Below are 14,454 nucleotides of genomic sequence, written 5' to 3'. Positions count from 1 at the left end.
CGCGCAAGCGGCATGATCCGGTCTGTGGGCTTGCGTAGCGCGCAGGGCTCGCGGGGGGACGCGTACAAGTAACGAGGGCTCGGACTGAACATGGCGAACACTCCGAAAAAGGTCAAAGACCCCACAGAAGTTGCGCTTTCTGCGATCCAGGAAGCTCTGAACATCAGCGACACGGCCGCGGATACCAGCCGCAGCGCCTCGGCGCGGAACGAATCGGCGCCCTCGGTGGCGCCGCCGATGCCGCCCGTATTCGACGAGCCGGCGTTCGACACGCGGCCTGCCGCGAACGAGCGCAACGTGTTCGATCCGGTCGAGGAGCCGCGCGCGTCGCGTCGCGCCGCCAATGACGACCGCGAGACCATCGGCCAGCTGCTCCAGTCCTTGCAAACCGGACGCCCTGCCCGCAGCGTCTACACGGGCGCAACGATCTTCACCGTGATCTGGCTTGCGGCTTGCGCCGCGCTGACGGTCGGTTTCCTGCCCTCGATCCAGGCCGCCATGGGCCAGAGCGGCGGCGTGCTGGCCATCGCCGGCCTCGTCACGATGTTCTTCGCGCCGATCATGCTGTTCTTCTTCCTGGCGAGCCTCGTCTGGCGCGGCCAGCAAATGAGCTCGGTCGCGCAGGCGATGGCGCAGGTAGCGATCCGCTTCTCCGAGCCGGAAGGCTCGGCCTCCGATTCCATGGTCACGGTCGGTCAGGCGATCCGCCGCGAGGTCGCGGCGATGGGCGACGGCATCGAGCGCGCGATCGCGCGCGCCGGCGAGCTCGAGACACTGGTCGCCAACGAGGTCGCGGCGCTCGAACGCGCCTATTCCGACAATGAAGTGCGCATCCGCGCCCTGCTCCAGGACATCGCGCACCAGCGCGACAACCTGGTCGGCCAGGCCGAACAGGTCCGCAGCGCCATCTCCGGCGTGCAGATCGATTTGCGTCACGACATCGCGCTGATCTCGGATGCTATCGCCTCGCGCGTCGACGAGGTTGCCAAGTCCATCACCGGCGCGCTGGAAGAGCGCGGCGCCCACATCACGGGGGCACTGAGCAACGCCGGCGACAACATGATCCTGGCGCTCGGCGAGCGCGGCGGCGACCTGCTCGATCGCCTCGAGGAAGCCAGCGCCGAGACCACGCGCGCGGTGCTCGACGCCAGCGAGCGGCTGACCACCAGCCTCAACTTCAAGACCGGCCACGTCCACGACGAGTTCGTCGACCTCGCCGACCGCGTCCACGAGATGCTCAACGAGCGCATCGACCGCATCACCGGCGAGTTCGAGCAGCGTTCCGCCGCGATCGTCGACGGCATCTCCGAGCGCACCGAGCAGGTGCACGACAGCCTGAAGAATTCGTCGGACTCGCTGCTGCTCGAGCTCGAGCTGCGCTCCAACGACATCTCCGCCAAGATCGACGACGCCGGCAACCGGCTCGCCGGCCAGATCATGACCTCCGGCGACAAGGCGAGCGAGGCGCTCGACGCCACCGTCAACACGCTGGTCGCCAAGGTCGTCAGCCAGACCGAGACCGCGCACGACTCACTCTCGCTCCAGATGAGCGCGTTCGATGAGCTGGTGAAGAACCAGGGTTCGGAGCTGGTCGAGAAGTTCGCCCGCGATTCCGGCACGCTGGGTGCGCTGATCACGCGCCACATCTCCGAGTTCGACCGCACCGTGAAGACCTTCGGCGGCGAGATCGTCGACCGCATGGGCCAGCGCACGCAGGACATTGCCGAAACCCTGAAGACCTATGTCGATAATTTCGACACCCGCTTCACCTCGAACGGCGGCGCGATCACGGCTGTGCTCGACCAGCGCCTGGTGCAGTTCGAGACCACGATCGGCGAACGTGTCACCAACCTCGATGCCTCGCTGAACGGCAAGATCGCCAGCCTCGACGGCACGATCGAAGGCCACATCAAGACGTTCGACGAGCAGCTCGTCGGCCGCGTCGCCGCGCTCGAAGAGTCGTTCGACACCCGCGCCAAATCCGTCACCGAGACCATCGACGGGCGTCTCAACACGCTGGCGATGTCGCTGACCGATGGTGCCGCGCAGGCTATTCAGTCGGTCGACACCCGGTTGACGCACCTCACGACGACGCTCACCGGTGGCGCATCGCAGGCCCTCGAATCCATCGACTCCCGTCTCACCAATCTCACGACGACGCTCACCGACGGCGCCTCGCAGACGATCCAGGCGATCGATACGCGGCTGACGCATCTCACGACCACGTTCAACAGCGGCGCATCGCAGGCGCTGGAGTCCGTCGACAGCCGCCTCTCCTATCTGACGAGCGCCCTGAGCAACGGCGCCTCGCAGGCCGTGCAGTCGATCGACACCCGCCTGACCCTGCTGACCTCGACGCTCACCGACGGCACCGCGCAGGCGATCGAAGCAGTCGACCGCCGCATCACCAGCGTCGCCGAACTGATCGACGGCCGCAGCATGCATCTGACCGACACGGTCACGGCGCGCTTCCAGGATATCCAGCACGCCATCGAGACCAAGGTCGGCTCTGTCGCCAGCGACATCGACGTCCGCGTGGCCCAGTTCGAAGACCTGCTCGGCTCGCGCGTCGAGGCGGTCGCCGGCCGCATCGAGAGCAGCGGACGCCAGGCCAGCGAGGACATGATGTCCCGCGCCGAGATGATCTCGACCGCGATCCGCTCGCATGTCGAGGACGCCGAGCGCTCGCTCACCAACCTCGTGGTCAACACCAGCGAGACCATCCAGACCGGCGCCCGCACCGCGCAGCAGTCGCTGATGACGGTCTCCTCCGACGTCAACGCCCAGCTCAAGATGACCTCCGCCGAGGTCGAGCGCGCGCTGACCGCGGTCGGCACCGGTGCTGCGAACTCGATCCTGAGCAGCGCCCGCGAGGCGCAGTCGACCCTGGTCGCGGCGTCAGGCGATGCCTCGAACCAGATCAAGGGGCTCGCGGCCGACGTCGAACGCACGCTGTCGGCGGCAGGTTCGGCCACCGCGGCCTCGATCCTGGCCGGCGCGCGCGAGGTGCAGACCACGCTCGTCACCGCCTCCTCGGACGCAGCCAACCACGTCAAGACGCTGACCGCAGACGTGCAGCGTTCGCTGTCGCTGGCCGGCAGTACCACGGCGGAATCGATCACCGCCGGCGCCCGCGACGCACAGAGTGCGCTGATCGCGGCCTCGAGCGAGACCGCCAACCAGATCAAGGCACTCTCCTCCGACGTGCAGCGCTCGCTTTCGATGGCGGGTACCGCCACGGCCGAGACCATCACGAGCGGCGCCCGCGAAGCGCAGAACACACTCGTCACGGCATCCTCGGATGCGGCTAGCCAGGTCAAGTCGCTCGCGGCCGAAGTGCATCGCTCGCTCTCGCAGGTCGGCCAGTCGACCGCCGAGACGATCACCACCAGCGCCCGCGACGCCCAGAGCACCCTGCTCTCGGTCTCGGCAGAGCAGACCAGTCAGGTCCGCTCGCTCGCAGCCGAGATGCAGCGCGCGCTGGCCACCGCCGGCGGCGCCACCATCGAGGCGCTCACCAGCGGCGTGCGCGAAGCCCAGGGCACATTGATCTCCGCGTCGACTGACGCGGCGAGCCAGATCAAGTCGCTGACCACGGATATCGAGCGCACGCTGACCTCGGTCGGCGCCGACACCGCCTCGACAATCCTGAACAGCGCGCGTGAGGCGCAGAGCTCACTGACCTCGACATCGGCCGACGCCGCCAGCCAGATCCGCACGATTTCGACCGAGATCGAGCGCACGCTGAGCACGGCCACGACCAACGCCACCAACGACATCCAGACCAGCGCGCTGAATGCCCAGAACGCGCTGATCAATGCCTCCAACGAGGCGAGCTCGCGGGTCAAGTCGAGTTCGGCGGACGTCGAGCGCTCGGTGCTCGCCGCCAGCTCCAGCTTCGGCCAGGCCATGACCGGCAAGACCGACGAGATCGTCACCTATGTGCAGCAGCAGGCCGACCGTCTCGCCAACATGATCGACGCCAAGCGCGGCTCGCTCGTGGACGCGATCGGCTCGAAGACCAGCCAGCTCACGCTCGACATCGACCGCGTCACCTCCGACGCGCTGAAGTCGATCGAGACGCGCGGCCACGCATTCTCGCAGACCATGATGGGCAACGGCTCCGAAGTGGCGCGCACCATCAACGCGGCGAGCGAGATAGCGACCGGCGCGGTCAACAAGTCGCTCAAGGACCTCGAGCAGTCCTCCCGCGCGGCGATCGACCAGTCGCGCCAGGTCTCGATCGCTGCGGTCACCGAGATGCAGGAGACCAGCAAGATCCTGCGCACCGACACGGTCGCCCTGTTCGAGCGTCTGCGCGAAGGCAATATCCTCCTCCAGGAGGTGCTGACCGGTGCGCACGACAACCTCAACTCGCTCGAGCGGGCGCTGGTGACGCGTGTCGCCGACTTCGTCTCGGCGATGAACGACGTCACCTCGCGCAACGGCGCGGCGACGCAGAACCTGGAAGACCAGCTCAACGTCTTCAACACGAAGACGACGCGGGCGCTGCAGGATCTCGGCGAGCTGTCGACCCAGTTCGACGCGCACGGCAAGGCGCTGGTCGATGCCGCCCAGGTCGTCGAGCAGAGCAACAAGAACACCACCGCCTCGCTCGCCGAACGCAAGCTGGCGCTGGAATCGCTCGTCACCACGATCGACCTGCGCACGACCGATCTCGACCAGCGGCTGTCGCGCTTCACCGGCCTGCTCGATGAATCGCTGGCCGCCGCCGAAGAGCGTGCCCGGGACATCGCCCGCGTGGTGGCGGAGACCGCCGGCGCAGGCTCCGCCGCGATCACCCGCCAGTTCGAGGCGGTACGGTCGGCATCCGAAGAGGAGCATCGCCAGACCATCGAATCGATGCACGACATCTACCGCCAGACCACCGACGAGGCGGATGCGATGTTCAAGCAGTCGGCCGAGAAGTTCGGCAACCTCGTCGCCAGCATGAAGCAGATGGCGTTCGAGATGCACAACGAGCTCGAAGCCACCCGCAACGAGCTGCGCCGCGGCGTGCTCGAAATGCCGCAGGAGGCCGCCGAGAGCACCGCGCAGATGCGCAAGGTGATCGTCGACCAGATCGAGGCGCTCGCCGAGCTCAACCGCATCGTGGCCCAGCATGGCCGCGGCCTCGACGTCACCACGACCGGTCGGGCCACCGTGCAGCGCCAGGAAGAGCCGATGCTGGCAACGGCTGGCGGCCGCGGCAGCGAAACCCGCATCCGCGAGAGCGCCAGCGCCGCGACGCTGCCGCCGCCGGACCTCGGCGGACCTGCCGCGCGCCGCACCGAAGCGCCGCCGGTCGCGCCTGCCGGCAATAGCGACCAGGGCCGCGACGGCTGGCTGTCCGACCTGTTGAACCGCACCGACGGCAACCCGGCCGCTCCGAGCGGACGTGAGGCCCCGCGTGGCCGCGCGGCACCCGCTCCGCAGTCCCCGCAGGGTGGCAGCAATCCGCTGGAATCGCTGTCGCTCGACATCGGCCGGCTGATGGACCGCAACCTCGCCGCCGAGATGTGGGACCGCTACCAGCGCGGCGAGAACAAGGCCTTCACCAAGCGCCTCTACACGCCCGCCGGCCAGAAGGCGTTCGACGAGGTCGCCCGCAAGTATCGCTCCGACCGCAACTTCAAGGGAACGGTCGACCGCTATGTCGTCGAATTCGAACGCCTGCTCGACGAAGTCGCCCGCGACGGCCGCGGCCCGCAGGAGCTGCGCAACCACCTGACCTCGGAGACGGGCCTGGTCTACACCCTGCTCGCGCACGCCGGGGGACGGCTGGGGTAAGACGCGGATAGCGCCGAATAGGAATGAGAAAACGGAGGCCTAACGGCCTCCGTTTTTGTTTGGGCTCGTCATCGGAGCAGCGACGCCTGCGCGTTGGGAAATTACAACGCCCCCACAAGCTCGGTCATTGCGAGGAGCCCTTGCGACGAAGCAATCCAGGCTGCCTGCCTCCTCGGAGACAGTCTGGATTGCTTCGCTTCGCTCGCAATGACGGAGGAGAGAGATGCCCTACTGCCGCCTGCGCTCGTTCGCCGGCGCCGGCTTCGGCGGCTCGGCCGGCGGCGGAGCTGCGGCTGGCGGCGCGTTGTTACTGGCGCCGAACAGCACGCGGGTGGGGTTGCGGTCGAAATTGTTCACGGCGCGGCTGATGTCGCCGAGCGTGCGGCGGCCATCGGTCATCAGTGCGCCGGAGCGCTTGTCGAAATCGTCGGCGAGTTCGCGGATCGACTTCACGGCCAGGAACAGCTCGCCCCCGTCTTTGCCGCCGGCGAGCGTGTTGAGCCCGAGCATGAGGTTGTCGGCCTTGAGCATCACGCCGTCGACCTTGGCCATGACGCCGTCGATCTTCTCGGAGTTGCGGGCGAGCGAGTTGGTGAAGGTCTCGAGGTTCTTCAGCGAGTTCTTCACCGATTCCTGATTGTCGGCGACGATCTTGTTGATGTTCTGGAGCGTGCCGCGGATCGCCTCGGTGACGTCCTGGAGCTTGTTGGGATCGGCCGTCAGTGTCGGGATGCCGTCCTCGTCCAGCGGGGGCGGCGGTGCCGCCTCCTCGCCGCCCTTGAGTGAGATCGCGGCAACGCCGGTCAGGCCCTGGAATTCGAGGCCGACCAGGGTGTCCTTGCGCAGCGGCGTGTTGTTCTCGATCATGGCGAGTGCGACAACCCGCCGCGGGTTGTCGAGCTTCACCGAGACCACTTCGCCCACCCGGATACCGTTGAAATTGACGCTGCCGCCGTTGCGCAGGCCCGCCGCCGGGCCCTCGAACACGACGCGGAAGGGGCTGCGCTGCTTGGTGGTGTGCAGCGACTGGAACCACAGCACGAAGCCGATCGCGGCGGCGATGACAGCCAGCGTGAACGACCCGATCAGCACGTAATTTGCGCGCGTTTCCATCAGCTACTCCGGCACCTCAGCCCATCACCGCGCGAGCGCGCTTGCCATGGAAATATTGCCTCAGCCAGGGATGCTGCGAGGCCTGCATGTCGGCGATCGACCCTGCCGCAATGATCTTACCGTTCCCTAAAACGGCGATGCGGTCGCAAGCTGTGTAAAGGCTGTCGAGGTCGTGCGTTACCATGAAAACCGTCAGGCCCAAAGTCCGCTGCAGCGTCCTGACCAGTTCGTCGAAGTCGCCGGCGCCGATCGGATCGAGGCCGGAGGTCGGCTCGTCAAGGAAGACGAGGTCCGGATCGAGCGACAGCGCACGCGCCAGCGCCACGCGCTTGATCATGCCGCCGGACAGCTCCGAGGGAAAGCGCTCGGCCACTTCGGGCTTGAGGCCGACCATGGTGAGCTTGGCGATGGTGATCTCGTCCATCAGCCGCTGCGAGACGCGCAGATATTCGCGCATCGGAAACTGGATGTTCTGCCGCACGGTCAGCGAGGAGAACAGCGCGCCTTGCTGGAACAGCACGCCCCAGCGCCGCTCCACATTGCGCCGCTGCGACGTGCTGGAGGAGTCCAGATCGACGCCGAAAACTTCGATCCTGCCGGCGACTTTCGGCACCAGGCCGATGATGGTGCGCGTCAGCACCGACTTGCCAGCGCCGGAGGGTCCGACAAAGCCTAGGATCTCGCCGCGCCTGACGTCGAGGTTCAGCCCGTCGAGCACGCGCGTCGCGCCGAACTGCACGGTGATGTCGCGGACGCGAATGATGGGATTTTGGATCGCGTTTTGAAGTTCTTGCGCCATCGTCACATCCCGATCGAGGCGAAGAAGATGGCGAACACGCCGTCCATCACGATGACGAAGAAGATGCCCTTCACGACGGATGCCGTCGTGTGCTGTCCGAGCGATTCCGCGCTGCCCTGCACCGCAAGCCCCTCGACGCAGGCGACGATGCCGATCACGGCGGCCATTACCGGCGCCTTGACGATGCCGACGATGAAATGGTCGATCGAGATGGCGTCGCGCAGGCGCAGCAGGAAGGCTTCGGGATCGACGCCGCCATAGAGCCAGGCGACGAGACCGCCGCCATAGAGCGCGGCCATGGCGCCGAGGAAGGCCAGAATCGGCAGCGCCAGCACCAGCGCCAGCATGCGCGGCAGCACCAGCACCTCGATCGGGTCGAAACCCATGGTGCGCAGCGCGTCGATCTCCTCCCGCATCTTCATCGAGCCGAGCTCGGCGGTGTAGGCGCTGCCCGAGCGGCCCGCGACCATGATCGCGACCAGGAGGACGCCGATCTCGCGCAGCACCAGCACGCCGAGCATGTCGACGACGAAGATGTCGGCGCCAAACCTGCGGAAATGGAAGATGCCTTGTTGCGCAATGATACAGCCGATCAGGAAGGTGATGAGCACCACGATCGGCACCGCGCGCCAACAGACCTGCTCGAGATGATGCACGGTCGAGGTCAGGCGGAACGACCGCGGGTGAATCAGGGTGCGCCCGGCCGCCGCGAGCACTGCGCCGAGCATGTCGAGAAGGCCGGCAACCGTCTCCGCGACGCCGGCCACAGCGCGGCCGATCTGCTCCAGCATGCCGGTGATGGTGATCGAGGTGGCGTCGATCACGGGCGTCGCCCGGACCCGGCGCACCTCGTCGACGAGGCTCGCATAATTGGTCGAGAGGCCGGCGATCTGCGCCTCGACCGTGCCTTTCGTGAGGCTGCGGCGCAGCCGCTCGATCAGCCAGGCGCCGAAGGTGTCGAGCTTGGAGACCTCGGAGACATCGATGAACACGCTCTGCGGGCCGCCGGCAAGCTTCTCCGCGTCGGCGACCATCCGCTCCAGGACCGGCGCGAAGCTCGCGGTCCAGGTTCCAGTGGCGCAGAGGGCCAGCGCGTTGCCCTTGGCAATCCGTTCCAGCTTCGGATCGCCGCTCAAGATCTCCGCTCCCGTGCCGAGGCGGACAAAATCGGATGGTTGCGCACGCGCCCTTACCTGGAAAGGTATCCCCAACTGGCCATTGTTAGTTGCTAGAGGTAACCAGCAGGTTCAGATTTCGCCAGAGTTCAAAATGACTTCCAGCAAAGTTCCAGCCCTGATCGCCCGGATCGAACGCTTCCCGATCGCGGGGACCTTCACGATCAGCCGGGGCGCCAAGACCGAGGCCGTGACCGTCGTGGCCGAAGTGAGCCAAAACGGCCTGACCGGCCGCGGCGAATGCGTGCCGTATCCCCGCTATGGCGAGACCCCCGAGGCGACGCTCGCGGCCATCCAGGCCATGCAGGCGGCTGTGGCAAACGGCCTTAACCGGGAGGCGCTCCAGGCCGCCATGCCGCCTGGGGCGGCCCGCAATGCGCTGGATTGCGCCCTGATCGACCTGGAGGCCAAGGCCGCGGGCCTGCGGGCGTGGAGCCTCCTGGACCGCCCGGTGCCGGGCGAGCGCACCACGGCCTACACCATCTCGCTGGCCACCCCCGAGGCCATGGCGGCGGCGACGGCGAAAGCGGCGCACCGGCCGCTGCTCAAGATCAAGCTCGGCGGCGAGGGTGATGACGCCAGGATCGCGGCGGTGCGCAAGGCCGCGCCCGAGTCCGAGCTGATCGTGGATGCCAACGAGGCCTGGACCGAGGCCAATCTGGAGCACAATCTCGCCGCCTGCGAGGCCGCAGGCGTCACCCTGGTGGAGCAGCCGCTGCCGGCCGGCAAGGACGGGCGGCTCGCCCGGATCAAGCGGCCGCTCGCGGTCTGCGCCGACGAGAGCGTGCATGACCGTAACTCGCTCGCACCGTTGCGCGAGCGCTACGACGCCGTGAACATCAAGCTCGACAAGACCGGCGGCCTCACCGAGGCCCTCGCCATGGCCGATGCCGCGCAGGCGCTCGGCTTCGAGATCATGATCGGCTGCATGGTCGCAACCTCGCTGTCGATGGCGCCGGCGATGCTGGTGACGCCGCAGGCGCGCTTCGTCGATCTCGACGGCCCCCTGCTGCTGGCGCGCGATCGCGAGCACGCCCTGCGGTACGACGACAGCCTCGTCTATCCGCCGGCGCCCTCGCTCTGGGGCTGAGATTTCAGCCGCTGCCGCGCCGACCAGATCAGCAGCGCGCCGGCACCGGCCATCGCCGCCATGACGTAGTACACGCCCTCGCCGATCTGGGCGTAGATCGCGCCTGACGCGATCGAGGTGGTCGCGCCCAGCAGCCCGCTGCACGCCGCATAATAGCCCTGCCCGCGCGCGATCTGATGTGAGGGCACGCGCTGCACCAGCAGGGTCATGGTGCCGACGATGGTCACGCCGAAGCTGAGCCCGTGTCCCAACTGCACCACCGCAAGCAGCGCGAGCGGCGGATCCTGCGCTGTGATCACCCAGCGCAGGACGGCGCTTGCACCACCGATCGCCATGAGCGACGACGGATGCAGCGAAAAGCGCGGCGACAGCGCGAACACGACAATCTCGGCGATCACACCCAGCGTCCAGAGCCCTGCGATCGTGAGCCCACCGAGGCCCCGGGCCTGCCAGCTGATCGCGGAAAACGCGTAATAGGCGGCATGGCTGCCCTGGATCAGCGCGGCTGACACGATCACCAGCCAGAAGCCGGCATCGCGCAGCAGCGCCTTGCCGGCGTCCCTGTCGGCGACCTTTCGCCTGACATCGACAAGCGGCTCGAGCAACAGGCCGGCGATCGCAGCTACAACAGCCCATGCGACGATGACCCAGATCAGCTCGCGCGCAGCGATGCTGTCGACGAGATAGCCGCAGGCAAGCGACCCGGCGGCGAAAGCTGCCGATCCCCACAGCCGCACCGGCCCATAGTCGAAGCCGTAGCGAACGACCCCGCGCAACGCGTACGCATCGGTCAGCGGAACTGCCGGCGTCCACACGATGCAGATCAGCCCATAAACCACGAGCAGCGCCAGCGGCTGGTGCAGCACGCCGAGCAACGCAAATCCCACCGCGGTCGCAAATACCGAAGCCACCATCCCGGCGCGAATCGCATGGCGCTTTTCCGCAAAGGCGGTCGCGTAAGGCAAGGTGGTGAAGCGCGTGATTCCCGGCACCGCGTTGATGATGCCGATCCAGGCCGCATCGACGCCGACCGCCTTCAGCCAGACCGGAAAGAACGGCAGATGGGTGCCCGAGACCGCGAACATCGCCGAATAGAACAGCGCCAGGCGGACGGCGAATCGCCGCTTCTCGGACGCTGTGGTGGGGATTTGTGATTCGGGTAGCATCAAACCAATTGCGATTCGGTCGATATCGTGGTGATCGTTACTGTAACGCGCCGTGATTTGCGCGACGAGATTGACATGGCCTCTGAAGCATTCGCCCTCTCGCCTATGTCTGCCCGTGCGGCCGAGCCGAACGAGCAGGATTACGACGCGATCCGCGAAGCCTTTATGGAGACCGCGCGCGGCCGCTGGTTCCTCGGCGAATTCGCCAAGCGCAACCGCAACGCCGATACCAGCATGGTGCTCGATGCCGTCGCGAAAATCGAGGAAACCCTTGCGGCACAGCGGCAACCGGTCGTCGAGGACCGCCTGCCCGAAGCGCTGGTCGAGATTCGCCGCGCGATCCGCGAGGCTGAGACGATCGCGATCGCGGCCGTCGATCCCGCGGCGATCCAGGCCAGCCTCGCGGCGATCCCGCGCGGGGTGCGTATCATCAAGGAGATCTCGTGGCGCTGGCGCGAGATCGGCGCCGACAGCCGAATCTGCGACCTGATTGATTCGCAGCTCGCCTCGATGGAGGCGGCCTGCGCCCAGGTTTCCACGATGGACCCGCGCGGCGACCTCAAGGTCGCCTTCGATCTGTTGAGAGACCGGGTCGAGCAGACCGACGCAGGCGGCTTGGCGGTGGAGCCTGGCCCGGCTCCCGTGCAGGAATCGCAGCCTCCGGTCGCGGAAGCGCCGACGAGCGAAGCACCCGTGGCTTTTACGGAGGCGCCGCAGGATGTCGCTGTCGCTCCTGAGCACGAACCCGCCGGCGCTGCTGACGCGATGTCCCTCGCCGAGGAAGCGACGGACGTCACCGTCGCCGAGGAAAGCCTCGCCGAGCCTGCCGCTGTCGCGGAGATCACGGACGAGTTCTCGCTCGACGCCGCTGCGGAGGCCGAAGACGACGCCGTGCTCGCGGCGATCGCGATGGAGATGGCCGCGCCCGATCCGGAGTTCGACGAAATCGTCGAGCCCATGGAGATGGCTGCGGAGATCCCGGAGCCTGTGGCCGCGGACGTCGCGCCGCCGGTTGCCGTCGACGTTCCTGAGCCGGTCACTGTGGAGCCGGCCGTCGCACCGCAGGTTGAGGAGCCCGTCATCGAGGCGCCGATCGCAATGGAATCGCTCGCCCGCCTCACCGATGCGATAGCAGAAGCCGCCGCCGAAGTGATGGAGCAGCCGGCCATGGCAATGGCGGCCACGGCAACGTTCGGCGCGGCGCCGACCGCGACATTGCCCATGCCCTCGCCCCTGCCCGAGCAATCACTCGGCGCAACCATCCTGGCCAGCGGCATGCTGCAAAAGCCCCGCACTGCGGCCAACGACGCACTGGCGCCAATCCGCAGGATGACGCAAGCCGAAAAGATCGCGTTCTTCTCGTAAGCGGCGCTCGCTCTCCTGCAACCCCCTATGCTCATGATGGCGGGACCAGCGTGATTCAGATCACGCATGCACCCAGAGTGATCGCAATCACGGACCCAAGGCTCGAACGCGGCCAAGCTTCGGCGCAACCAATCTCGCATCGAGATGAGTGCCAAAGGAGCACGCCATGTTCCGCCTAAAGCCTTTCCTGATGATCACGGGCCTGCTGGGAAGCCTGTTCGGCTTCGCCTGCGGCCCTGTTTCCGCACAAGTCGCCCCGGTCGAGCCGGCCCCGACCGCGCTGCAAGGCCCGGAGCAGCGGGTCGCGCTGGTGATCGGCAATTCGAACTACCAGAACGCGCCGCAGCTGGCGAACCCCGACAATGACGCGCAATCGATGGCGCAGTTCCTGAACTCGGCCGGCTTCGAGGTGATCTCGGCGACCGATTTGACCCAGAACGACATGCTCCGCGTCGTCCAGGATTTTTCGGCAAAAGTCTCCGCGCGCGGTCCGAATACGGTGGCGATGGTCTATTACGCCGGACACGGCGTGCAGCTCGCCGGCGAGAACTATCTCGTTCCCGTCGACGCGAAGGTCTCGAACCAGACCGAGCTCGTCAACAACTCGGTGCGTCTGGTCGACGTGATGTCGACGCTGGAGACGATCCCGAGCCGGATGCGCATCGTCATCCTTGATGCCTGCCGCAACAACCCGTTCCCGAACGTCAACGACGCCAGCCGCGGTCTCGCCATCGTCGATGCGCCGAACGGCTCGATCGTCGGCTATTCCACCGCGCCGGGCGCCGAGGCGCTCGACGGTGCCGGCGGCCACAGCCCCTACACACAGGCCTTCCTGAACATCGCGCGCGAACCCAACGTGCCGATCGAGCAGCTGTTCAAGCGCGTGCGTCTCGAGGTCAACCAGACCACCAGCGGCGCGCAGATTCCGTGGGAGAGTTCGTCGCTCACCTCCGACTTCACCTTCTTCGGCGACACCGCCGTCGCCGCCAACCGCGCGCCGGTGAATGCGCCGGTGGTGCAGATGGCCTCCAACCTGCCGAGCCGCTCGACCCGCCAGGCCTATGATTATGTGCTGTCGGAAGGCCGGCCCGAATACTATCAGGAGTTCATCGAGATGTATCCGCACGACCCGCTGTGCGACCACATCCGCTGGCTGCTGTCGAACCTCCTGATCTCGCAGGCCTGGCACAAGGCGGTGCTTGCGAACTCGCCGCTCGGCTACAAGAGCTTCTACGACAGCTACGGCAACAGCCCCTATGCGCAGGTCGCGCTGAAGCTCGAGAAGCAGCCGAAGCTGATCCCGCTGATGCAGGCGACGAAGTTCTTGGCTCCGCAGAATATCGCCCCGACCTTGAAGCTCGGCAATCTCGGCCAGCCCAAATACATGCCGCTGATGCAGCAGGGCAATGATCATGCGCAAGCAAACGGCAGTCTGCCGGTCGTGCAGAAGCAGGGCGAGGGCAATTTGATCGGCACTGGCGGCGCTGGCGGCAAGATCGTCACCCTGCCCGCGCCGACCAACACGACGACGAACAACGGCAGCATCGGCAAGATCGTGACGCTGCCGGTGACCAACACTACGCCAAATGCCGGCAACGCCAACGCTAACCCGGGCAAGATCGTGAGCATGCCGGTGAATGTCGGCAAAGGCGGCTCGAACATCGAGGTCAAGACGACCGACGTGAAGACGACGAATGTCCAGGCGCAGACCAATCCAATCCACGTCAACAACGACGTGAAACTGAACAACAACCCGGTGAACAAGGTGCAGGTGCAGAACAACCAGCAGAACAACCGTCCGCAGTTCAATGCGATCGGCAATGGTGGCGGCAGCAACTTCCGCCAGTCGATGAACCAGTCGCCAGTCATGAATGGCGGCAACAACCACCGCGGCTTCATGCACTGATCACGACAAACCCCAAAGACGAGAAAGGGGCAGCGCCGCAACGCGCTGCC

General features: G+C 66.6%; 8 protein-coding genes. 4 read left to right on the top strand and 4 right to left on the bottom strand.

Features of this window, described 5'->3' with window-relative positions:
- Positions 1-90 precede the first annotated feature (90 nt).
- Positions 91-5,790, top strand: a complete 5,700-nt coding sequence (locus AC0L2O_RS19835; RefSeq protein WP_473370882.1) for an apolipoprotein A-IV repeat region-like domain-containing protein — start codon at positions 91-93, stop codon at positions 5,788-5,790.
- Positions 5,791-6,018: 228 nt separating this feature from the next.
- Here AC0L2O_RS19835 and AC0L2O_RS19830 read toward each other — a convergent pair whose 3' ends face one another.
- The 3 genes from AC0L2O_RS19830 to AC0L2O_RS19820 are packed head-to-tail and all read right to left on the bottom strand — an operon-like array spanning position 6,019 to position 8,838.
- Entirely contained in the window at positions 6,019-6,903 is an 885-nt protein-coding gene (locus AC0L2O_RS19830) for an MlaD family protein (protein ID WP_409188049.1), read from the bottom strand.
- Positions 6,904-6,919: 16 nt separating this feature from the next.
- Positions 6,920-7,702 carry an ABC transporter ATP-binding protein gene (locus AC0L2O_RS19825; RefSeq protein ID WP_369722621.1) on the bottom strand — a complete coding sequence of 261 codons (783 nt, stop codon included), beginning with the start codon at positions 7,700-7,702 and terminating at the stop codon, positions 6,920-6,922.
- Positions 7,703-7,704: 2 nt separating this feature from the next.
- A complete protein-coding gene (locus AC0L2O_RS19820; RefSeq protein WP_369722620.1) occupies positions 7,705-8,838 on the bottom strand; it encodes an MlaE family ABC transporter permease in 1,134 nt (377 codons plus the stop codon).
- A 133-nt stretch (positions 8,839-8,971) separates the two neighbouring features.
- On the opposite strand from AC0L2O_RS19820, the gene dgcA reads away from it, so the two are divergent.
- Positions 8,972-9,967 (top strand): N-acetyl-D-Glu racemase DgcA, encoded by a 996-nt coding sequence (gene dgcA / locus AC0L2O_RS19815; protein WP_369722618.1) that lies wholly within the window; start codon positions 8,972-8,974, stop codon positions 9,965-9,967.
- On the opposite strand, the gene AC0L2O_RS19810 is transcribed toward dgcA, so the two are convergent.
- Complete coding sequence (locus tag AC0L2O_RS19810) at positions 9,937-11,133, bottom strand: MFS transporter (RefSeq protein WP_473370881.1); 1,197 nt, start codon at positions 11,131-11,133, stop codon at positions 9,937-9,939. The genes dgcA and AC0L2O_RS19810 overlap by 31 nt on opposite strands.
- 75 nt (positions 11,134-11,208) lie before the next feature.
- Here AC0L2O_RS19810 and AC0L2O_RS19805 point away from each other — a divergent pair, with 75 nt between their 5' ends.
- Both AC0L2O_RS19805 and AC0L2O_RS19800 read left to right on the top strand, forming a co-directional pair.
- A complete protein-coding gene (locus AC0L2O_RS19805) occupies positions 11,209-12,498 on the top strand; it encodes a hypothetical protein (RefSeq protein WP_473370880.1) in 1,290 nt (429 codons plus the stop codon).
- A 166-nt stretch (positions 12,499-12,664) separates the two neighbouring features.
- A complete protein-coding gene (locus AC0L2O_RS19800; RefSeq protein WP_473370879.1) occupies positions 12,665-14,404 on the top strand; it encodes a caspase family protein in 1,740 nt (579 codons plus the stop codon).
- The last annotated feature ends 50 nt before the right edge of the window (positions 14,405-14,454 follow it).

It is taken from the genome of Bradyrhizobium sp. Kon10 (assembly GCF_055807395.1).
Note: the sequence above shows the minus strand (reverse complement) of the source record. Positions and strands in the feature narration are given on the sequence as shown.

Excerpts from the sequence above, each read along its gene's own strand:
- dgcA (WP_369722618.1), top strand. The coding sequence starts at position 8,972 with ATGACTTCCAGCAAAGTTCCAGCCCTGATCGCCCGGATCGAACGCTTC.
- AC0L2O_RS19800 (WP_473370879.1), top strand. The coding sequence starts at position 12,665 with ATGTTCCGCCTAAAGCCTTTCCTGATGATCACGGGCCTGCTGGGAAGC.
- AC0L2O_RS19825 (WP_369722621.1), bottom strand. The coding sequence starts at position 7,702 with ATGGCGCAAGAACTTCAAAACGCGATCCAAAATCCCATCATTCGCGTC.
- AC0L2O_RS19805 (WP_473370880.1), top strand. The coding sequence starts at position 11,209 with ATGGCCTCTGAAGCATTCGCCCTCTCGCCTATGTCTGCCCGTGCGGCC.
- AC0L2O_RS19830 (WP_409188049.1), bottom strand. The coding sequence starts at position 6,903 with ATGGAAACGCGCGCAAATTACGTGCTGATCGGGTCGTTCACGCTGGCT.
- AC0L2O_RS19835 (WP_473370882.1), top strand. The coding sequence starts at position 91 with ATGGCGAACACTCCGAAAAAGGTCAAAGACCCCACAGAAGTTGCGCTT.
- AC0L2O_RS19810 (WP_473370881.1), bottom strand. The coding sequence starts at position 11,133 with ATGCTACCCGAATCACAAATCCCCACCACAGCGTCCGAGAAGCGGCGA.